This window comes from Pseudomonas serboccidentalis (assembly GCF_028830055.1).
GTDB lineage: Bacteria > Pseudomonadota > Gammaproteobacteria > Pseudomonadales > Pseudomonadaceae > Aquipseudomonas > Aquipseudomonas serboccidentalis.
In genome coordinates this window covers 2,387,289-2,410,178 of record NZ_CP101655.1, presented here as the reverse complement: position 1 = coordinate 2,410,178, position 22,890 = coordinate 2,387,289, and the positions used below count along the sequence as shown (strand labels likewise).

The following is a 22,890-nucleotide window of genomic DNA, read 5'->3' as shown; positions in this document are numbered from 1 at the left end:
GCAGTGATCAAGCGACTGTGGTGCGACGTTCGAGCAAGGCTTGCAACTGATCGAGCAACTCGTCACCGCGCATCAATTCGTAGTGCCCGCCAGCCAGTAGACGGTCGACGCCCTGGCGTCCGACCTGAGCGGCGAACACCTCGCGCTCGGCGTCTCGCTCAGCCACCCACCAGCGGTACGCCGCCACCTGGATCTTCGGCAGTTGCTGCTGGGCCAGCGCCAGTTGCTTGAGCGCGGCACCGGTGGCGAAGATCCGCGTGAACTCATCGGCGCCCAATGCTGCATCGCTGCTGGAACCGTGCAGCGCGGCTTCGATCACTGCCGCAGCGGCGGCCTGTTCGTCGAGCCCAGCGGCTTTTTCAACGATCAGCGCCTGAGCCTCTGCAACCGACAGGCCGAGCACAAATTTGAGGAAATCCGCCAAGTCTTCACGCCAGTCCCCCGCCTCGGCCGTGCCGGCCACGTAGCTGTCGACCAGACCGGCGAACGCGACGGTTTCGCCCTGGCTTTCCAGCTCGCGGGACACCAGTTGCACCAGCGCCCCGCCCAGCGACCAACCGAGCAAGTAATACGGGCCTTCCGGTTGCTGCGCACGAATGCGCTGGGCGTAGGCCAGGGCCATCGCCGGCAGCGATTCATCCTGCCATTGCGGGTCGAGCAGCATCCGGCATTGCAGGCCGTAGACCGTGCGCCGACCTTCCAGACGCCGGGCCAGCGGCTCGTAATCGAACACCGTGCCGAACCCGGCGTGCAGGCAGAACAGTGCCGGCACATGGGCCAGGCGGCTGTTGAGCGCCAGCAACGGATCCGGCGCAGTAGCCGCCTCCTGCACCTGATAACCACTGAGTTCGGCAATGCACGGCTTTTGCATCAGGTCACGCAGCTTCAATTCGAAACCGAGTTGCGGCTGACTGCGCACCCGCGAAATGACTTTGAGCACCTGCAACGAGTCGCCGCCCAGTTCGAAGAAGTTATCGTCGATGCCGATTTGCGGCACGCCGAGCACCTCCTGCCAGATCGTCGCCAGTGCCTGCTCCAGCGCATTGCGGGGGGCGCGATAACCGCCCAGCGCCCACTCCGGTTGCGGCAGCGCCCGACGATCGAGCTTGCCGTTGGCCGACAGCGGGAAGCGCTGCAGCAGCATGATCCGCGCCGGCACCATGTAGTCGGGCAGTTGCGCCTGCAGCTCGGTCTTGATGCGGCGATCCAGACCGGTCACACCTGCTGCGACCACATAGCCCACCAACTGCTTGCCGGTCGGCGTGTCGTGCACCACCACGGCGGCATCCTGCACCCCGGCGCATTCACGCAGGCGTGCTTCGATTTCGCCGAGTTCGATGCGGAAGCCGCGAATCTTCACTTGCTGGTCAAGACGCCCGAGGTAGTCGATCAGACCGCATTCGCGCTGGCGCACCAGGTCGCCGGTGCGGTACATGCGCCCGCCCGCTTCGAACGGATCGGGAATGAAGCGTTCGGCGCTCATGCCCGGGCGCTGGTGATAACCCCGCGCCAGGCATTCGCCCCCCAGATACAGCTCGCCACTGACCCCGGCCGGCAACGGATTGAGGTCGGCGTCGAGTACATACAATCCACGCCCGGCCACGCCACGCCCGATCGGCGCATAGGCCGCCTCGCAGCGCTCACTGGCTTCGGCACGCCACAGCAGCGGCGTGACCACGGTTTCGGTCGGGCCATAGCCGTTGACCAGACGCTGTGGACGCAAGGCGCGTTTGACCTGTTCGAAACTGGCCTCCGGCACCGCATCACCGCCGAAGCAATACACCTGCACCGCCGGCGCATGCCCCAGGCGTTCAGCCACTTCAGCCATCTGTTGCAGGTAGGCCGGCGGGAAGCAGGCGACGCTGACCTGATGGCGCTCCAGCACTTGCAGGGTCTGCTCCGGCGTCCACAGATTGTCCTCGCGAACCACCAGACTGCCACCGGCCAGCAACTCGCTCAGCCAGCGCTCCTGAGCACCGTCGAAGGCAAACGACATGAAGTGCAATTCACGACTGTCCGGCACCAGTTCGTACAGGTCGATGATGCCTCGGCAATGCCGGGCAATCGGTCCGCGCGCCACTGCCACGCCTTTGGGCTGACCGGTGGAACCGGAGGTGTAGATCAGGTACGCGAGGTGCCCTGCCAGCGGCTGCGTCAACGGGCATTGCGCGCTGTCGTCGTGCGGCAGTTGATCGAGCAACAGGCGCGGCACATTGTCGGCCAGGGTCAGGCGCTGACCCAGGTCGCTGTCGCAGAGCAGCAGGCTGGCCGCCGAATCATCAAGCATGTAGGCCAGACGCTCCGGCGGGTACGCCAGGTCCAGCGGCAAATACGCCGCGCCGGCCTTGAGCACCGCGAGAAACGCGATGATCGTGCGTTCCGAGCGCGGCAATGCCACGGCCACCAGACTTTCCGCACCGATACCACGCTCGATCAATTGCCGGGCCAAGCCGTTGGCCCGGGCTTCAAGCTCGGCATAACTGACTTCACGGTCTTCACAGAACAGCGCGGTTTTCTGCGGCTGGTTGCGCACGTGTTGGTTGAAGCTGCACAGCAGATCAGTCTCGTCGGTCGACGCTTGTGGCAGGCCCGGACGCGCCCCGGGCAAGCCGAGATTGCCGATCAGGCAGCGTTCATCTTCCGGCAAGGTGCGCAGCAAACCTTCCAGTTGCGCGCGGATCTGCTCGACCTCGGCATCACTGAAACGCTCACGCAGGTACAGGTATTCGACTTCCAGGCCATCGTCGTTGGCGCTGACCATCAAGTCCATCGGCACGTTGGTGACGCCGGCGCTGCCGACTTCGGCAAAGCGCAACTCGCCTTCCTCGCCGCCGCGCAACGCCCGATCGACCGGATGGTTTTCGAACACGATGATGCTGTCGAACAGGCCCTGGCCACCGAGTCCGGCCCAACGCTGGATGTCCGACAACGGCGTGTGTTCATAGTCACGCACGGTCAGGTTGTAGTCCTGCAGTTCACGCAACCATTCGCCCAACGGCTGCTGCGGGTCGAGGGTCTGGATCACCGGCAAGGTGTTGATGAACAGACCGAGCATTTCCTGCGCCCCCGGCAGGCCGGTCGGGCGCCCTGCCACCGTAGCGCCGAACGCCACGCTGCGCTGGCCGCTGTGCCGTTGCAACAACAGCAGCCAGGCGGCCTGCACCAAGGTGTTGAGGGTCACGCGCTGACGCTTGGCAAACGCATGCAGCTTGCGCGTCGCCTCGGCATCGAGATCGGTGTACATCACGCCGTGCCCGGAGCCCGTGGCCCCGCTGGCCTTGGCCAGAATCGTCGGTGCTTCGAGCAACGCCAGACGCTCGCGCCAGAAGCCTTCGGCCTGCGCATTGTCCTGACGTTGCAGCCAGCCGATGTAATCGGCGTAACGGCCATTGAGCGCTGGCAGGCTGGCGTGGTGATACAGGCGCAGCATCTCGCCGAGCAGGCGCGATGCACTCCAGCCGTCGAGCAGCAGGTGATGGTAGACCCAGATCATCTGATAGCGCTCGGCATCGAGGCGCACCAGCACGAAACGCATCAGCGGCGGGCAGCTCAGGTCGAAGCCCTTGGCCTGCTCGGCAGCGGCCAGTTCGCTCAGCGCCTGCTCGGTGTCATTGCGCTCGCGCCAGTCGAGTTCTTCGATTGGCAACTCGACATCGGCGAACACTGCCTGCAGCGGATCGGCCAGCCCATCACGCCAGCGGAACGCAGCACGCAGCACCTCATGGCGTTCGATCAGGGTTTGCCATGCCGCACGGAAACGCGGCACCTGCAAACCGTCCACGGCCACGCTCAACTGGTTGACGTAGGGGTTCAGCTCCGGTGAATCCAGGCAATGGAACAGCATGCCCTGCTGCATCGGCGACAGCGGATACAGGTCTTGCAATCCTTCGCGAGCGGCCCCGTCGATGTGCGGCACCAGCGCGAACGCGGCGACTGTCGGCGCCTCATTCAAGGTCGTTTCGCGAGTGACCGCCACGGCTGCCAGTGCGCGGATGGTCTGCTGTTCGAACAGCTGCTTCGGACTGAACACCAGCCCGCGCTGCCCGGCGCGGCTGACCGCTTGCAGGGAAATGATCGAGTCACCGCCCAATTCGAAGAAGTTCTCGGTGACGCCCAGCGCATCCAGACCCAGCAGGTCCTGCCAGATCTCCACCAGCAGCGCTTCGGCCGGTGTCGCGGCCGGCACCTGATCCTGAGTCTGGCGCGCAACGTCCGGTGCCGGCAGGCCCTTGCGGTCGAGTTTGCCATTGGGCGTCAGCGGCAATGCCGCCAGGCACATCAGGTGCGCCGGCAACATGTGCGCCGGCAGACGGCTGCGCAGGTGCGCAGTCAACGCGGCGTGCAGGTCCTGCTCGTTGGCCAGTGGATCGCGCGGCACGATGTAGCCGACCAACTGGCGGCTCACCGGCCCGTCGCGATCGATCACCAGTGCTTCGCGCACGCCTTCGTGCTCCAGCAGGCAGGCTTCGATTTCCCCCAGCTCGATGCGGAAACCGCGAATCTTCACCTGCTGGTCGATCCGGCCGAGGTATTCCACCACGCCATCGGCGCGGAACCGCGCCAGGTCACCACTGCGATACAGGCGCGCCCCCGGCACGAACGGATCCGGCACGAAACGCTCGGCAGTCAAGTCCGGACGCTGGTGATAACCCCGGGCAACGCCCTCGCCGCCCAGGTACAACTCGCCGGCCACCCCCACCGGCAGTGGCTGCAAACCACCGTCGAGAATGTAAGCGCTGCGGTTGCCCACCGGCCGGCCGATCGGCATGAAGGCCGAGTCGAATTCGGTGTCCGGGTAGGCCAGCCAGATCAGCGGGGTGATCACGGTTTCGGTCGGGCCGTAACCGTTGATCAGGCGCTGCGGTTGCAGCACCTGCTGCACTTCATCGAACGCATGCTTGGGCATGCCTTCGGCGCACGGCGTGTAGGAGCGGATCGGCAGGTCGCGCCCCGCTTCCCCCATGAAATCGGCGATCTGCAACAGATAGCTCGGGGTAAAGCAGGCAATGGTGATGCCGTGCTGCTGGATTTCCGCGCAGGTGCGCTCGACGCTCCACAACTCATCGTCACGCGGCATGACGGCCGAACCGAACAGCAGCGGGGTCAGCCAGCGTTCGTGAGCACCGTCGAAACTGATCGAGGCAAACTGCAGCTCGCGATCCTCCGGGGTCATGCCGTACAACTCGCCGATTGCCAGGCAGTGCATCGCCAGTGGACCGTGGGCCACGCTGACGCCTTTCGGCCGCCCGGTGGAGCCCGAGGTGTAAATCAGGTACGCAAGGTTTTCCCCACAAGTCAGGTTGACCGGGTTGCTGTCCGCCATCAATTCCAGTGGCTCGCGGTCGATGTCCAGCACCGGCAGGTCGTCCGGCAGCGCCAGTTTGTCCCGCAGCCACGACTGGCTGAGCATCAGCACAATGCCGCTGTCCTGCATCAGGTATTGCAGGCGCTCGGCGGGATACGCCGGGTCGAGCGGCACGTAGGCACCGCCGGCCTTGAGGATCGCCAACAGACCGACGATCATCTCCGGCGAACGCTGCATCGCCAGACCGACCCGCACCTCCGGCCCCACCCCGAGGTTGCGCAGGCGATGGGCCAGACGGTTGGCGCGGCGGTTAAGCTCGGCGAAGGTCAGCTCGACCTCGGCAAAAATCAGCGCCGTGGCCTGCGGACGAATCTCGGCCTGGGCTTCAATCAGTTGATGCACGCACAGCGGATTTTCGTGCGCGGCGAAGGCCGGGTTCCAGGTTTGCAACTGCTGCGTACGCTCGCTGGCGGTCAGCAGATCCAATTCGCTCAAGGCGCCCTCGGGTGCGTCGACCATCGCGTTCAGCAGCACAGCCAGATGCTCGCTCATGCGGGCGATGGCCGCGGCGCTGAAGTGGCTGCACTGGTAACTCCAGTTCAGGCTCAGGGTGTTTTCCGCGGTGGCCGCCAGGGTCAGCGGGAAGTTGGTGCGTTCATGGTTTTGCGGCGTCGAGAAGCTCAGGCCGGCCGGCGCACCCTGTTGCAACGCCTCGGCCACCGGGAAGTTTTCGAACACCAGCAGGCTGTCGAACAACGGCTCACCGGCACGTCCGGCCCAACGCTGGATGTCGCCCAGCGCGGTGAACTCGTGCTCACGCAGCTCCAGGTTCTGTGCCTGCAAACGGCTCAGCCACTGGCTGACTGTTTCCACCGCGTCCGGGCAACTGATCACCGGCAAGGTGTTGATGAACAGGCCCAACTGACTGTCCGCTCCCGGCAGGTCCACCGGGCGCCCGGCAACGGTCGCGCCGAACGCCACGCAGCGCTGGCCGCTGTAGCGTTGCAACAACAGCGCCCACGCGCCTTGCAGCAAGGTGTTGAGGGTGACTTTCTGCTGACGGGCAAACTCGCTCAAGCGCCGGGTCGCGGCCACGTCGAAGGTTTGCAGATGGTCGGCAAAGGCGTCGCTGGTCGCCTGTTTCAGATCGCCATGGGCCAGGCTTTGGGCCAACAGAGTCGGGTTGTCCAGCGGCGCCAGTTGTTCCAGCCAGAAGCGCTCGTCGGCCTGTGAATCCTGGCGTTGCAGCCAGCCGATGTAGTCGGCAAAACGTCCGCTCGGGGCCGACACTGCTTGCCCGGCGTAACGCTGCAGCACTTCGCTGAGCAACAGCGAATTGCTCCAGCCGTCGAGCAGCAAATGGTGGTGGGTGTAGATCAATTGCTGACGCTCATCGTCCAGCCGCACCAGGGTCAAACGCATCAACGGCGCCTGAGCCGGGTCCAGTTGCAGGCGCTCGCTGTCGATCAGTTGCGCCAGCGCCTCGGCCTGATCGGCACGGCCGCGCCAGTCCAGGCAACGGAACGGCAGGCGCAGATGACGCTGCACCAGTTGCACCGGCGCCTCGAAGCCCTGCGGGAAGTGGAAACTGCTGCGCAGGATCGGATGCGCATCGATCACCGCCTGCCACGCCTGCCCCAGTCGCTCGGCGTCCAGACCACGGGCCTCGACATTAAGCTGGTTGACGTAGGCACCGGACGCCGACTCGAACAGGCTGTGGAACAGCAGGCCGGCCTGCATCGGCGACAGCGGGTACAGGTCCTCGATCTGCGTCGCCGCCACTGGCAAGCCATCGAGTTGTGCCTGGCTCAAACGTGCCAGCGGGAAATCCGCCGGGGTCACGCCACCGGCCTCATCGCTCAGGCAATGCTCGATCAGCGCCAGCAACTCGTGGCGATAGTCTGCAGCCAGCTGTTCGATTTCACTGTGGTCGAAGCATTCGCGGCTGAAGGTCCAGTCCAGTTTCAGTTCACCGCCATACACCTGACCGTCCACCGACAGCCAGTTCGGCAACGGCGCGTCGGCCGATTGCGCGGCGCCGCTGGCTTCGCTGGCGGGGCTGAACAGCGCGTCCTCGGCGAAACTCTGGTCGAACTGCCCCAGGTAGTTGAACGTCACCCGCGCCTGCGGCAACGCCGTCAGCGCCGCTTGAGTCGCGGCGTCGCCCATGTAGCGCAGCAGCCCGTAACCCAGGCCTTTGCCGGGGATTTCACGCAGCTGCTGTTTGATCGCCTTGATCGAACCGGCAAGGTCCGCCGTCGGCGTCAGGCACACCGGGAACAGGCTGGAGAACCAGCCAACCGTGCGGGTCAGGTCGATGTCGTCGAACAGGTCTTCGCGACCATGCCCTTCGAGCTGGATCAGCGCCGAGGCGTGACCGCTCCAGCGACTCAAGGTGCGGGCCAGCGCGGTCAGCAGCAGGTCATTGACCTGGGTGCGATAGGCCGCCGGCGCCTGTTGCAGCAAACGCCGGGTCTGCTCGCGATCCAGCGCAATGCTCACGCCTTGACGCAAATGTCCGGCCTGACTGGCCTGGGCATTGGCCGCCGGCAAACGGTCGCTGGCCTGGCCCAGTTGCGTCTGCCACCACGCCAATTCGGCGAGCGCCGCCTCACTGCGCGCATGGTCTTGCAGCTTCAGCGCCCAGGTCTGGAACGCGCTGGTCTTGGCCGGCAGTTCCTTGTCCTGATAAGCCGCCTGCAAGTCTTCCAGCAACACTCGCCACGACACACCGTCCACCGCCAAATGGTGGATCACCAGCAACAGGCGCTGGCTGCCGTCGGCCTGGGCGATCAGAGCGACACGCAGCAACGGGCCGTCTTGCAGGCTCAGGCTGCGCTGGGCCTCTTCGCACACCGATTCCAGCGAGTCATTGCTGGCGACCCGGGCGGTCCAGAGCATGTCGACGACGTCGGCACTGTCGGCGCCGACATAGCGCGCCGACCACTGGCCGTCGACCTGACCGAAGCGCAACCGCAAGGCGTCGTGCTGCTTGAGCAGGCGTTGCAATGCCGCTTGCAGGCGTGGCAGTTCCAGCGGCTGACGCGGGACCAGCAACACCGCCTGGTTCCAGTGCTGGCGTTGCGGGATCGGTTCGTCGAAGAACCAGCGCTGAATCGGCGTCAGCACCTGCCCGCCCTCTACCGGCCCCTGTGGCGCCAGCGGCGCGGTCTGCACCTTGACCACCGCAGCCAGCGCCTGCAGCGTCTGCTGCTGGAACAGATCACGCGGTTGCAGGCTCAGGCCGGCACGCCGGGCGCGGCTGACCACCTGAATCGAAATGATCGAGTCGCCACCCAGCTCAAAGAAGTTGTCCTGGCGCCCGACTTGCGCCACACCGAGCACCTCCTGCCAGATCTGCGCCAGCGCTTGTTCATGCGCTGTACTTGGCGCTTCGAAGGCGCGCTGGCTGACTTGCAGGGTCGGTGCCGGCAGGCGTTTGCGTTCAAGCTTGCCATTGGGGCTGAGCGGCATCTGCTCGATCAGCACGGTCTGCGCCGGCACCATGTAGTCCGGCAGGCTCGCGAGCAAATGAGTTTTCAGGGTTTCGCGCCAGGCGTTCTGCCGGGCGCCATCGGCATTCGGCAGCGCCCGATCCTGCGGCACCACGTACGCCACCAGTTGCTTGCCGCTCGGCCCGTCCAGCGCCAGCACCACCGCCTCCTGAACCTCGGCATGTTCTTGCAGGCGTGCCTCGATTTCGCCCAGTTCAATGCGCAGGCCGCGAATTTTCACCTGATGGTCGATACGGCCGCAGTACTCGATGGCCCCGTCGGCGCGGTAGCGCGCCAGGTCACCGGTGCGGTACAGGCGCTCGCCGCTGCCGAACGGGTCGACGACAAAACGCTCGGCGGTCAACGCGCCGCGCCGGTGGTAACCACGGGCCAGGCCGATACCGCCCAGGTACAACTCACCCACCGCGCCCAGCGGCAACGGCTGCAATTCGCTGTCGAGGATCAAGGTGCGCAGGTTGGCGATCGGCCGACCGATCGGCACGCTGTCGCGACCCTCCTCCACACACGTCCAGTGGGTCACGTCGATGGCCGCTTCAGTCGGGCCATAGAGGTTGTACAGACTGGCTTGCGGCAGGCTGCGCAAGGTCTGGCGCTGCAACGCCATCGGCAACGCTTCGCCGCTGCAGATGATCCGCGTCAGCGAGGTGCAGGCCAGCGACTCGTCGGCGCTGATGAACGCGGACAGCATCGACGGCACGAAATGCAGCGTGGTGATCGACTGCTCGACGATCAGCGCGGCGAGGCGCTGCGGATCACGGTGCTCGCCGGGCGCGGCAATCACCAGTGTTGCGCCCTTCATCAGCGGCCAGAAAAACTCCCAGACCGACACGTCGAAACTGAACGGGGTCTTTTGCAGCACCCGGTCGCGCGGTTGCAGATTGTAGGCCTGCTGCATCCACTCCAGACGGTTGTGCAGCGCTACATGACGGTTGCCGGCTCCCTTGGGTTTACCGGTGGAGCCGGAGGTGTAGATCACGTACGCGAGGTTTTCCGCCAGCGCCAGATTGGGCAGATCGCTGTCCGGCAGTTCGCTCAGCCAGTCGGCGTCCGCTTGCAGGCACAAGGTGCGCAGCGAATCCGGCGTCGGCAGTTGCGTCAGCAAATGCTCCTGGGTCAGCAGCAGGGAAATGCCGCTGTCTTCAATCATGTAGCTCAGGCGATCGAGCGGGTATTCCGGGTCCAGCGGCACGTAGGCGCCACCGGCCTTGAGAATCGCCAACAGGCCGACAACCATCTCCAGCGAACGCTCGCAGGCGATCCCGACAAGCACTTCCGCGCCGACGCCTTGCGCACGCAAGTGGTGAGCCAGACGGTTGGCGCGCCGATTGAGCTCGGCGTAACTGAGGGTCTGGCCCTGGAACACCAGCGCCGTGGCGTCAGGTTGCTGCGCCGCACGCGCTTCGAAATGGCGCTGCACGCAGACTTCGCCCGGGTACGTCTGTGCAGTGTCATTGAGGTCAGCGAGCATGCGCAGACGCTCGTCGGCGTCCAGCAGCGGCAGTTCCGCCAGCGAGCATTGCGGGTTTGCCACTGCCCCGGCCAGCAGGTTACGCCAATGCCGGGCCAGGTGTTCGATGCGCTCGGCGTCGAACAGATCGGTGGCGTAGGTCAGGCTGGCGAACAACTGCTCACCGACTTCCTGAGTATCGAGTTGCAGGTCGAACTGGGTGGTTGGCGTCGTGGCATTCAGCGCCTCGACCCGCAGCCCTGCGAGCCAGCCGTCGACTGCCGTCGCTTTGCTTTGTTGATGGTTGAACATCACCTGGAACAGCGGACTGTGGCTCAGGCTGCGATCGCCTTGCAGCGCCTGCACCAGACGTTCGAACGGCAAGTCCTGATAAGCCTGCGCGTCCAGCGACGCGGCGCGGGTCTGCTCAAGCAATTGGCTGAAGGTCTGACGCCCGTCGACCTCGACGCGCATCACCTGGGTGTTGACGAAGAAGCCAATCAGGCCACGGGTTTCGGCGCGGTTGCGGTTACCGATCGGCACACCGATGCGCAGGTCGGACTGGCCGCTGTAGCGATAGAGCAAGGCCTGGAAACTGGCCAGCAGCAACATGAACGGGGTGACACCGGACTGCTTCGCCAGGGCCATCAAGCCAGCGGCCAGATCGGCCTCCAAGGCGAACTCCAGACGCGCACCGCGCTGGCTTGGCTGGGCCGGACGCGGGCGGTCGGTGGGCAGTTCCAGCAGCGGTTGCTCGCTGCCCAGGGTGTCGCGCCACCAGTTCAACTGGCGCTCAAGCTCGCCGGCTTCCATCCAGCGGCGTTGCCAGGCGGCGTAGTCCGAGTACTCGATCGGCAGCGCTTCAAGCTGCGCGTCCTGGCCCTGACAGTGAGCCGCATACAGGCGCGAGAACTCCTCGATCAACACGCCCATCGACCAGCCGTCGGTGACGATGTGATGCAGGGTCAGCACCAGCACGTGGTCTTCGGCCTCCAGTTGCAACAGGCTGACGCGCAACAGCGGGCCGTGCTGCAGATCGAAAGGCCGGGCAATCTCAGCTTCGACCTGGCGCATGGCGCAGGCTAGACGTTCGGCCTGTGGCTGCGCCCGCAGGTCATGCGGTTCGATCGGCAGCGAGGTGACCGCCGCGAGGGTTTGCATGACCTGACCGTCGTCCTCGACGAAACGGCTGCGCAGGCTCTGGTGACGCGCCAGCAGCACGTCGAAACTGTGTTGCAAGGCAGCGACGTTCAGCGGCCCTTGCAGACGCAAGACAGCAGGAATGTTGTAGGCGGCGCTCTGCGGGTCGAGCTGCCAGAGAAACCACTGGCGTTGCTGCGCGTACGACAGTTCGAACGTCGTTTGTGGCTCGGCGGCGGGTGGGATCGGCAGTTGCCCGAAGCTCACGCCCTGCTCTTGCATGCGCTGCAGAAATTCGCGGCGCTTGTCTGCCGGCAACGCGGCAAAACGGGTAGCGATGCGCCAGGCGGTAGAGTGTTCCATCAGTTGATCTCCATCTCGTCGAGAAGCGACTCAAGCGCATCCAGACGTGCATCGTTGTCAGTCGGGGCGAGTTGCCCGGCCAGGGCGGCATAAGCCTGAAGGTCGCTGGATTCGAACAGCGCACGCAGCGCCAGCTCGATGCCCAGTTCCAGCGCCACACGGGCGCTGGCCTGCGCGGCGAGCAGCGAGTGCCCGCCCAATTCAAAGAAGTTGTCGCGCCGCCCGACTTGCGCCACGCCCAGCACGTCGGCCCAGATCGCCGCCAGTTGCCGTTCGAGTTCGCCTTCGGGGGCTTCATAAGGGCGCTGCAAGGCCTGGGCATCGGGCCGCGGCAAGGCCTTGCGGTCGAGCTTGCCGTTGTTGGTCAGCGGCAAGGCATCGAGCAGCAGCCAGTGGCTCGGCACCATGTAGTCCGGCAGATCGACCTTGAGTGCCGCGCGCAGGTTGTCGCGCCAGGCGATCGGGTCGGCCGGGGTGTGCTCGGCCACCACGTAGGCGCACAACTGCGGCCCACCCTCGTCGCCGTGTACGCTCAATACCGCGTGGCGCACGCCGGGTTGCGCGAGCAGCGCCGCCTCGATTTCCCCCAGCTCGATGCGGAAGCCACGGATCTTCACTTGCTGGTCGATCCGCCCGAGGTAATCGATGCTGCCGTCGTGTCGCTGGCGCGCCAGGTCGCCGCTGCGATACAGGCGCTCGCCGCTGCCGAACGGGTTCGGCACAAATCGCTCGGCGCTCAGGTCGAAGCGCCCGTGGTAACCGCGCGCCAGACCGGCGCCGGCGATATACAACTCACCGGCCACACCCTCTGGCACCGGTTGCAACTGACTGTCGAGCAAGTACCAGCGCAGGTCGCGAATCGGCAGGCCGATCGGGCTCTGCGCCTTGCCGTTGAGGTCGGCCCGACGGATCGCGCGATAGGTCACGTGCACCGTGGTTTCGGTGATGCCGTACATGTTCACCAGCGTCGGCTGTTGATCGCCGAAGCGTTCGAACCACGGTCGCAGGCTCGCCACTTCCAGCGCTTCGCCACCAAAAATCACCTGGCGCAGGGCCAGGTTGCGCGGGCTGGCGCAGGCGATCGGCAGCAGTTGCCGGAACGCGGTCGGCGTCTGGTTCAACACCGTCACGCCTTCGTCGCACAGCAGGCGATGGAACGCCTGCGGCTCACGGCTGATGTAATACGGCACGATCACCAGACGCCCGCCGGTGCACAGCGCACCGAACAGCTCCCACACCGAGAAGTCGAACGCACAGGAATGGAACAGGGTCCAGACATCGTCCGCGCCGAAGTTGAATTCACAGGCGGTTGCGCTTAACAGGCGCCCGACGTTGGCATGGCTGAGCAATGCGCCTTTCGGCCGGCCGGTAGAGCCCGAGGTGTAGATCACATAGGCGAGGTTGTCCGGGCGGCTCAGTCCGGGCAGATCGTCCGCGCTGTAGCCGTCCAGTGCCAGCGTGTCGAGGCACAGAACCTGCACCTCATCACGCGCCGGCAAGCCTTCGAGCAGAGGTTGCTGAGTCAGCAGCAGGGCGATGCCGCTGTCTTCGATCATGTAGCTCAGACGCTCCGCCGGGTATTGCGGATCGAGCGGTACGTAGGCACCGCCGGCCTTGAGAATCGCCAGCACACCGACCACCAGCGCCAGCGCACGCTCGGTGGCGATGCCGACCCGTACTTCCGGGCCGACGCCCTGCTCGCGCAGCTTGCGCGCCAGACGATTGGCCTGGGCATTCAGCGCGGCATAACTCAGGTGTTCGCCTTCATAGACCAGCGCAATCGCCTGCGGACGCAGCGCGACCTGGGCTTCGAACAACTGGTGCAAGGTCGGCGACGGCGGTTGCTGTTCGAACAGCGGGTTCCAGTCAGCGATCAATGCCTGACGCTGAGCGCTTGCCAGCAATGGCAGCTCGGCCACCCGCTGCTGCGGATCCGCCGCCACCGCGCGCAGCAGGTTCAGCCACTGCTCGGCGAAGCGCTGCATCGAGGCCGGGTCATACACGTCGGTGGCATAGGTCAGGCTCGCGTCCAGCGTGTCGCCCTGCTCCTGCGTGTCGAGGACCAGATCGAACTGTGTGGTGGTCTGCTGCCAGTGCAAACGCTCGACCTGCAAGTCACCGACCGTGCGCTCGACGCTGGCGCCCAGTTGCTGCTGATGGTTGAACAGCACCTGGAACAACGGGCTGTGATTGAGGCTGCGATCCGGTTGCAAGGCATCGACCAGTTGCTCGAACGGCAGGTCTTGATTGGCCTGCGCCTGCAACGCCACATGCTTGATCTGTTGCAGCAGGCTGCTGAAGGATTGCTGAGCGTCGATCTCGGCACGCAGCACCTGAGTGTTGATGAAGAAGCCGATCAGGCCTTCGGTTTCCAGGCGCGAACGCCCTGCGCTCGGCACACCGACATTGATCGACGCTTGCCCGCTCTGGCGGTGCAACAAGGTCTGCAGGCTCGCCAGCAACAGCATGAACAACGTCACTTGCTGCGCCTGCGCACATTCGCGCAGCGCCGCCAGCAACGGCGCATCGACGTTCAGCAGCAGGCTGGCGCCACGCTCGCTGCGGCGCGCCGGACGGCTCAGCTCACTTGGCAATTCCAGCGGTGTCTGGCTGCCGGCCAGGCGCTCGCGCCAATGACCGAGCTGGCGTTCGCCCTCGCCCGCCTCCAGCCACTCGCGCTGCCAGCGGGCGTAATCGCTGTAGCTCACCGGCAACTGTTTGAGGTCGGCGGCACGCCCTTCGACAGCGGCCTGATACAGCGCACTGAATTCATCGACCATGATCTGCATCGACCAGCCATCGGCGGCGATGTGATGCACCGTCAGCACCAGCACATGTTCCTCGGTGCCAAGCTGCAGCAGCAACATGCGCCACAGCGGGCCGTTGCGCAGATCGAACGGACGGGCGATTTGCGCGGAGATGGCGGCATCGAGAGACGCTGCATCGATCTGACGCTGATCAAGTTGCAGCGGCAACTGCGCATGTACACATGGCCGCGCCTGCTGCCCGTCCTGTTCGAAGGTGGTGCGCAAGGTGGCGTGACGCGCCTGCAATTGCTCGAACGCCAGCCGCAGGGCCGCCTGATCCAGACGGCCCTTGAGGCGCAACGCCGCAGGAATGTTGTACGCCGGGCTCTGCGGATCCAACTGCCAGACAATCCACTGCCGCTGCTGGGCGTAAGACAACAGCGCCGGCTGCTCGCTGGCCTGCAACAGCGGTTGCGCGCTGCCGCTGGCCGACGCGGCGCGCTCGGCAAATTCAGCCAGCGTGGCCGCCGAAAACAGGCTGCTGACCGGCAACTCCAGTTGCAGTTGCTGACGCACCCGCGAGATCACTTGCAGCACCAGCAGCGAATGGCCGCCCAGCTCGAAGAAGTTGTCCTCGCGCCCCACGCGCTCGACTTGCAGCACCGCTTGCCAGATCTGCGCCAGCTGCATTTCCAGCCCTGGCGCCGGGGCCACGAACTCGCGCTGACCAGCGCCAGCGGCAACCCGTGGCAAGGCGCTGCGATCGAGTTTGCCGTTGTTGTTGAGCGGCAACGCGGCCATCAACACCAGGTGACTCGGCACCATGTAATCCGGCAACGACTGGCGCATTGCGGCGTCGAGGGCTTGTCGGTACTGCGCCTCATCGCTCGGCACGCCGTTGGCCACGACATACGCCACCAGTTGCGTACCGTCCTGAGCGATAACCGCGGCATCGCGCACCTCGGCACGCGCTTGCAGGCAGGCCTCGATCTCACCCATTTCGATGCGCAAGCCACGAATCTTCACTTGGTGGTCGATACGCCCGACATATTCCAGATCGGCGTTGGCGTTGTAGCGCGCCAGGTCGCCGCTGCGGTACAGACGGGCGCCGGGCTCCACGGCAAACGGGTCCGGCAGGAAGCGTTCGGCGGTCAGCGCCGGGCGGTCGAAATAGCTTTGCGCCAGACAGGCCGGCGCGCCGATGCACAGCTCGCCGATGCCGCCGGCCGGCAGCAATTGCCCGGCGCTGTCCAGCACATACAGGGCACGTCCGGGGATGGCGCGGCCGATCGGCACACCGAAGCTGTCGCTGGCGTCGTCCAGACGGCAATCCTGCACGCTGGAGACCACGGTGGCCTCGGTCGGACCGTAGGTGTTGAGCAAGCGCACATGGCCCTGGCCGGCCTGATGCCAGAGGCGCAAGCCCTCGACGGACATGGCCTCACCACCGACATGCACCTGACGCAACTCGCCCAGTGTATTGATCGCGCCGCTCGCGCATTCACGGGCCAGCAGGTACCAGTAGGCGGCCGGCAAGTCGGCGACGGTGACGCCATGACGCACGATTTCAGCGGCCAGACGCCCGGCATCCCACAGCTCGTCGCCACGCATGATCAGCGCGGCGCCGACGCACAGCGCCGGGAAACACTGCTCAACGAAACCATCGAAACTGAACGTGGCGAACTGCAGCACGCGGTCCGCCGGCGACAGCCGCGAATACGCAGCAGCGCTCTGGCAGAACTCGCGCAGCGCGCCCTGGGCAATCGCCACGCCTTTCGGTTGCCCGGTGGAGCCGGAGGTGTAAATCACATAGGCCAGATCCTGCGCGTCAGCCTGAATCAGCGGGTCGTTCTCGGCAAAACCTTCGCTGTCATCCAGCACCAGGCGCACCACCGCCGGCACCGGCACCGGCAGATCCTGCAGCAGACCGGCCTCGCACAGCAGCACATCGAGGCGGCTGTCGGCGATCATGTAGCGCAGACGCTCGGCCGGGTATTTAGGGTCCAGCGGCACATACGCGGCGCCGCTCTTGAGCACCGCCAGCACGCTGACGATCAGTTGCGGGCCACGGTTGAGCGCCAGCCCCACCCGAGTGCCCGGGCCGGCACCGTGGGCGATCAAGCGATGGGCCAGGCGGTTGGCCTGAGTGTTGAGCTGGCCGTAGCTCAGGCTCTGGCCGTCGACCCGCAGCGCCAGTGCATCGGGCGCGGCCGCCGCGCGGGCGGCGATCTGTTGATGGGCCAGACGCGAGTCCTGCAACGCCACCGCTGCCGTTTGGCTGACCGCCAGCAACGACGCCTGAGACTCGGCATCGAGCAGCTCCAGCGACCCCAACGCGGCATCGGCATCAGCAATCAGTTGCCTCAGCAGGTGCTGCAGGTTGGCCGACAACGTCGCCACTTGCCCGGCACTGAAACGCGCGCGGTCGTAGCCGAAGTCGAGGGTCAGGGTCGCGCCGATTTCGACGCCCAGCGTCAACGGATAGTGGGTGCGCTCATGGTTGTGCAGGTTGCTGAACGACAGCCCCGCCGGTGCGCCCTGTTTCAGCGCCTCGGCCACCGGGAAGTTTTCGAACACCAGCAGGCTGTCGAACAACGCACTGCCCTGCTGACCGGCCCAGCTTTGAATGTCATACAGCGGCACGTGCTCGAAATCGCGCAGCGCCAGGTTCTGCCCCTGCAAGTCGCCGAGCCACTGGCTGACGGTCTGTTGCGGGTTGGGCGCACAGATCAGTGGCAAGGTGTTGATGAACAGTCCGAGCTGCTCTTCGATCCCCGCCAACGGTGCCGAACGCCCGGCCACCGTCGCGCCGAACGCCACGCAATCCTGGCCGGTGTAGCGTTGCAGCAACAGGCCCCAGGCGCCTTGCAGCACAGTGTTGAGGGTCACCTTCTGCTGGCGGGCGAACTCGCCAAGGCGCCGGGTCGCGTGGCTGTCGAGAACCACGCGCAGGTCCGCGCTGCCCTCGCCCGCTACCGGTGGACGCAAGGCGTCGGCCAGCAGTGTCGGCGCTTGCAGTGGCGCCAGCGCCGCTTTCCAGAACTGCTCGCCGGCACTGGCCGATTGCGCCTGCAACCACGCCAGATAATCGCGGTATTGCCCAGTCGGAGCCGGCAGCGGCTGGCCGGCGCTGTAGTGTTCAATCACTTCGGCGAGCAACTGCGCGTTGCTCCAGCCATCCATCAAAATATGGTGGCTGGTGTAGATCAGGTGCCAGTCATCGTTGCCGCTGCGCACCAGTTTCAAACGCAACAACGGCGCGCTATCCAGCGCGAAACCCTGTGCCCGTTCGGCATCGGCCAATGCGTCGGTGTCGGTCGCCTGCAAGATCTCCAGCGGCAACGCCACCTCACGCACGATCGCCTGATGCGCGGCGTCGAGGTCGTGCCAGTGGAAGCTGCTGCGCAGAATCTGATGACGCGCCAACGCCGCCTGCCACGACTGGGCAAAGCGCTGTGGATCGAGGCCGTGAATGTCCACGCGCAACTGGCTGATGTAGGCGCCGACTTGCGGTTCGTACAGGGTGTGAAAAAGCATGCCCTGCTGCATCGGCGACAGCGGATACAGGTCTTCGAGTTGCCCGCTCGGCAGCGGCAGCGCATCGAGTTGTGCCTGCGTGACCCGGGCCAGCGGGAAGTCCGACGGCGTCGCCTGCGGCGTGTCGATGGCACAGCAGTGCTCGATCAACGCATTCAGCTCGCTGGCGTATTCATCGGCCAGTCGCTGCACGGTGGCGCGGTCGAACATCTGGCGGCTGAAGCCCCAGTTCATCGACAGCTCGCCGCCGTACACCTGACCTTCGACGGTCAGCCAGTTGGCCAGCGGCGCCGACGGATCCTGAGCGACACCGCCGCCTTCGCTGGACGGCACAAACAACGCCGCCGCGTCGAACTGACGGTCAAATTGCCCGAGGTAGTTGAAGGTGATACGCGGCTTGACCTGCGCGGCCAAGGTCGCGGCGGTTTGCTCATCGCCCAGATAACGCAGCGCACCGTAGCTCAGGCCTTTGTCCGGCACCGCACGCAGTTGCTCCTTGATGGTTTTGATCGAGGCACCGAGGCTGTCCGCCGGCACCAGATGGACCGGGAACAGGCTGGTGAACCAGCCGAGGGTGCGGGTCAGGTCGATGTCGTCAAACAGGTCTTCGCGGCCATGGCCCTCCAGTTGAATCAGGCTGCCGGTGTGACCGCTCCAGCGGCAGATCACCCGCGCCAGCGCAGTCAGCAGCAGGTCGTTGACCTGGGTGCGATAGGCCGCCGGCGCCTGTTGCAGCAACTTGCGGGTCTGCTCGGCGCTGAATGTCAGCTCGATTTTCTGCTCGTGGCGATTTTCCAGCGAACCCTGCGGGCGCTCGCATGGCAGGTCGTTCTGCGCAGCTTCGCGCAGTAGCGTCTGCCAGTAATCGAGGCTCTGCGCGAAGTTCGGCAAGTGACTTTGCAGGCGTGCGACCCAGTGCTGATAGGCGCTGGTCTTGCCCGGCAAGGCAATCACCGCGCCGCTCAAGGCCTGGGCATAAGCCTGCTGCAAATCCTCCAGCAGTACCCGCCACGAAACACCGTCGATCACCAAATGGTGGGCGACCAGCAGCAGGCGCTGACTGCCGTCGGCGAGATCCAGCAACAGCGCGCGCAGCAACGGTCCGTGACTCAGATTCAGACTGCGCTGGGCTTCGTCGCACAGCGCCTTGAGGTCTTGCGTCGAGGCGGCATTGCGCTGCCACAGCACCGATGCGTCGGACAGCGCGGCATAGGCCTGCTGCCAGCCTGCGCTACTCAGGGTGTAGCGCAGGCGCAAGCCGTCGTGATGGTTGATCAAATGCTTGAGCGCACGATCCAGCGCCTCGGCATTCATCGTCTGTTGCGGCACCAGCAACAGCGACTGGTTCCAGTGCTGACGCTCGGCAATCTCCTGTTCGAAGAACCAACGCTGGACCGGCGCCAGCGCCACCGCACCGACGGCAGGCCCCTGATCAATCAGACTTCGTTCACCCTGCCGCGCGACTTGCGCCAGGCTGCGGAGGGTCTGGTACTGGAACAGTTCTTTGGGGCTGAGGACGATCCCGGCCTGCCGTGCCCGACTGACCACTTGCATCGACACAATCGAATCGCCGCCCAGCTCGAAGAAGTTGTCCTCCACGCCGACGTTTTCCAGCGACAGCACGTCCTGCCAGATCGCGGCCAGGGCCTTTTCCATGACGCTGCGCGGCGCTACATGTTCGCGCTGCTGCTGGCGCCCGTCGACCGCCGGCAAGGCCTTGCGGTCGAGCTTGCCGTTGGGGGTCTGCGGCAATTGTTCGAGGAACAGCAAATACGCCGGCACCATGTAATCCGGCAGGTGTTGGCGCAATGCCGCTTTCAGCGTTTCGCGCAGGCTCGCCTGCGCATCGGCGTCTGCCGCCAGCACAGCGGCGTCGCTCGGCACAATGTAGGCCACCAGTTGCTGACCGCTGGCACCGTCCTGCGCCAGCACCGCCAGTTCGCGCACGGCGTCCTGCTGCAACAGCCGCGCTTCGATTTCACCCAGCTCGATACGGAAACCGCGCACCTTCACCTGATGGTCGATACGCCCGACGTATTGCAGCGCGCCGTCCGGCTGATAACGGGTCAGGTCGCCAGTGCGGTACAGCCGCTCGCCGGTGCTGGAAAACGGATTCGGCACGTACTTTTCAGCAGTCATGGCCGCCCGTCCCAGATAACCCCGGGTGATGCCGGCGCCGGCCAGATACAGTTCAGCGGCGACGCCTTGTGGCACCGCTTGCAGATCGGCGTCCAGCAGGTAGCTGGCGGTGCCGGTCAAGGGCCGGCCGATGTTCGCTGCACCACCCGCCTCGCGGCGCGTCCAGGTCGAGTACGTGGTGTCTTCCGAAGGCCCGTACAGATCAAACACCTGCTCGACCGAGGTCTGCTGATACAGCGCGTCGACCAGGCTCTGCTTCAACGGCTCGCCCGCGAGATTGATGATGCGCACGCTTGAAGCAATCGCGCCGTCACACAGCAAGGCATTGATCGCCGACGGCACGGTGTTGATCAGGCGCACTTGATCGCGCGCCGGCAGTTGCGCCAGCTCCAGGGCATTGCGCGCGATGATCAGCGAGCCACCGTTGGCCAGCGTGACAAACAGCTCCCACACCGACAGGTCGAAACACACCGACGTCGAAGCCAATACGCCTTGAATGTCATCGCGGCGATAGACGCTGCGCGACCAGTCGATCAGCGCCTGCACATTGCGGTGCGCGATGGCGACGCCCTTCGGCTTGCCGGTCGAGCCGGAGGTGTAGATCACGTAGGCCAGGTTGTCCGGCGTCACCGAAGTGACAGGTGCATGGCTTGGGTAAGCCGCCAGTTCGGCATCGATCCGGTCGAGCAACAACACCTGGGTGTCGGCGCCCACCGCGAGCGTCTGCGCGATGCTCTGCTCGGTCAGCAGCACCCGCGCCCGGCTGTCTTCAAGCATGTAAGCCACGCGGTCGGCCGGGTAGTCCGGGTCGAGCGGCACATAGGCGCCACCGGCCTTGAGCACGGCGAGCAAGGCCACCAGCAGCGTGTCGGAACGCTGCAGGGCGACGCCGACCCGCACCTCCGGGCCGACCCCGCACTCGATCAGTTTGTGCGCCAGACGATTGGCCCGTGCGTCGATGTCGGCGTAGCTGAACGCCCGGTCACCGAAGGTCACCGCCAGCGCCTGCGGCTGGCTCGCGACCTGTTGCCCGATCAATTGATGAATGCACGCGGCTTCAGTGACATTCGCCTCGATGCGATTCCAGTCATGGACGATCCGTTGATACTCGGCACTTTCCAGCAGCGGCAGATCGCTGATGCGCTGGCGGCTGTCCTCGACCATGCCGCGCAACAGGTTGAGCCAGTGCTGCGCCATGCGCTCGATGGTCTGCGGCTCGAACAGGTCGTTGGCGTAGGTCAGCGCGGCGTGCAACTTGCCGGCCTTCTCATAGGTATCCAGGGTCAGGTCGAACTGGGTGGTGCGACCCTGCCACTCGATCACGCCCAGTTCCAGCCCGGAGGCGGTGCTGACGGTGCTGATGTCGGCGACTTGCGGCTGATGGTTGTACATCACCTGGAACAGCGGTGTGTGGCTGAGGCTGCGTTCCAGTTTCAGCGCTTCGACCAGGCGCTCGAACGGCAGGTCCTGATGGGCCTGGGCGCCGAGCGCGGTTTCCTTGATCGCGCGCAGCAGCTCGTCGACGCGGGTCTGGCCGTCCAGCTCGGTCCGCAACACCTGGGTGTTGACGAAGAAGCCGATCAGGCCTTCGATTTCGCCGCGATTACGGTTGGCAATCGGCACGCCGACGCGGATGTCGGTTTGTCCGGTGTAGCGATGCAGCAGCACGTTGAACGCGCCGAGCAACAGCATGAACAAGGTGATGCCGTGCTGCTGGGCGGTACTGCGCAGTTGTTCGGCCAACGCGCCATCGAGCGCGAATTCGTAACGGGTGCCGCGATAACTCGGCATCGCCGGGCGCGGGTGATCGGTGGGCAACTCCAGCACCGGGTGTTCATCACCCAGTTGCGCCTGCCAGTAGTCGAGTTGCCGCGCCTGCTCCCCGGCTTCCAGCCAGCGGCGCTGCCACAGGGCGTAGTCGCTGTACTGGATCGGCAGCGCTGCCAGTTGCACCGGCTGGCCGGCATCGAACGCGTCGTAGCAACGAATGAATTCGTCGATCAGCACGTTCATCGACCAGCCGTCGGAGACGATGTGGTGCAAGGTCAGCAGCAGCACATGCTCCTGAGTGTCGAGCTTGAGCAGTTTGATCCGCAGCAGCGGCCCCACGCCCAGATCGAACGGCAGCAGCGACTGGTGCTGGGCGGCGTCGGCGACCGCGAGCTCACGTTCGGCCGGGGTCAGGCCCGTGAAGTCCACGTGTTCGATCAGCAACGGTGCCGTCGCCGGCACCTGCAGCAGGCTGTCGTCGGCCTGGTGCTGGAACACCGTGCGCAGGGTTTCGTGACGCTCGACCAGATGGGCGAAGGCCTGCTCCAGCGCCGCCAGGTTCAACGGCCCGGTCAAGCGCACCGCGCCCGGCAGATTGTAGGCGCCGCTGTGCGGATCGAGCTGCCAGAGAAACCACATCCGCTGCTGCGCGTAGGACAGCGCCTGCCGGTCATCGGCCTCGACTCCCTGCGGGATCGGAAAACGGGCGAAATCCACGCCCTCCTTGTGCAAGGCCGCGAGGAACATCTGGCGCTTTTCCAGGGGCAACCCGATAAACCGGCGAGCAAGTTTCAAGGAGTCTTCAGCATTCATTTCTCAGCATCCGGATCAGTAGGCAGGAAGCACAAAGGCACGTCGTCCCTATAAAACGAATGCAGACCGGAAAAATTAGCGAATGAGAACAACTATCAGGCGTGAGGTAGAACG

At 65.2% G+C, this 22,890-nt stretch carries 2 protein-coding genes; both read right to left on the bottom strand.

Annotated elements, in window-relative coordinates:
• Nucleotides 1-7: 7 nt before the first annotated feature.
• Nucleotides 8-11,770, bottom strand: a complete 11,763-nt coding sequence (locus NN484_RS11020; RefSeq protein ID WP_274659096.1) for a non-ribosomal peptide synthetase — start codon at nucleotides 11,768-11,770, stop codon at nucleotides 8-10.
• A complete protein-coding gene (locus tag NN484_RS11015) occupies nucleotides 11,770-22,776 on the bottom strand; it encodes a non-ribosomal peptide synthetase (protein ID WP_274659095.1) in 11,007 nt (3,668 codons plus the stop codon). Before NN484_RS11015 ends, NN484_RS11020 begins: the two co-directional genes overlap by 1 nt.
• Nucleotides 22,777-22,890 lie beyond the last annotated feature (114 nt).

Coding starts and splice junctions, on each gene's coding strand:
- NN484_RS11020 (WP_274659096.1), bottom strand. CDS start 11,770: ATGGAACACTCTACCGCCTGGCGCATCGCTACCCGTTTTGCCGCGTTG.
- NN484_RS11015 (WP_274659095.1), bottom strand. CDS start 22,776: ATGAATGCTGAAGACTCCTTGAAACTTGCTCGCCGGTTTATCGGGTTG.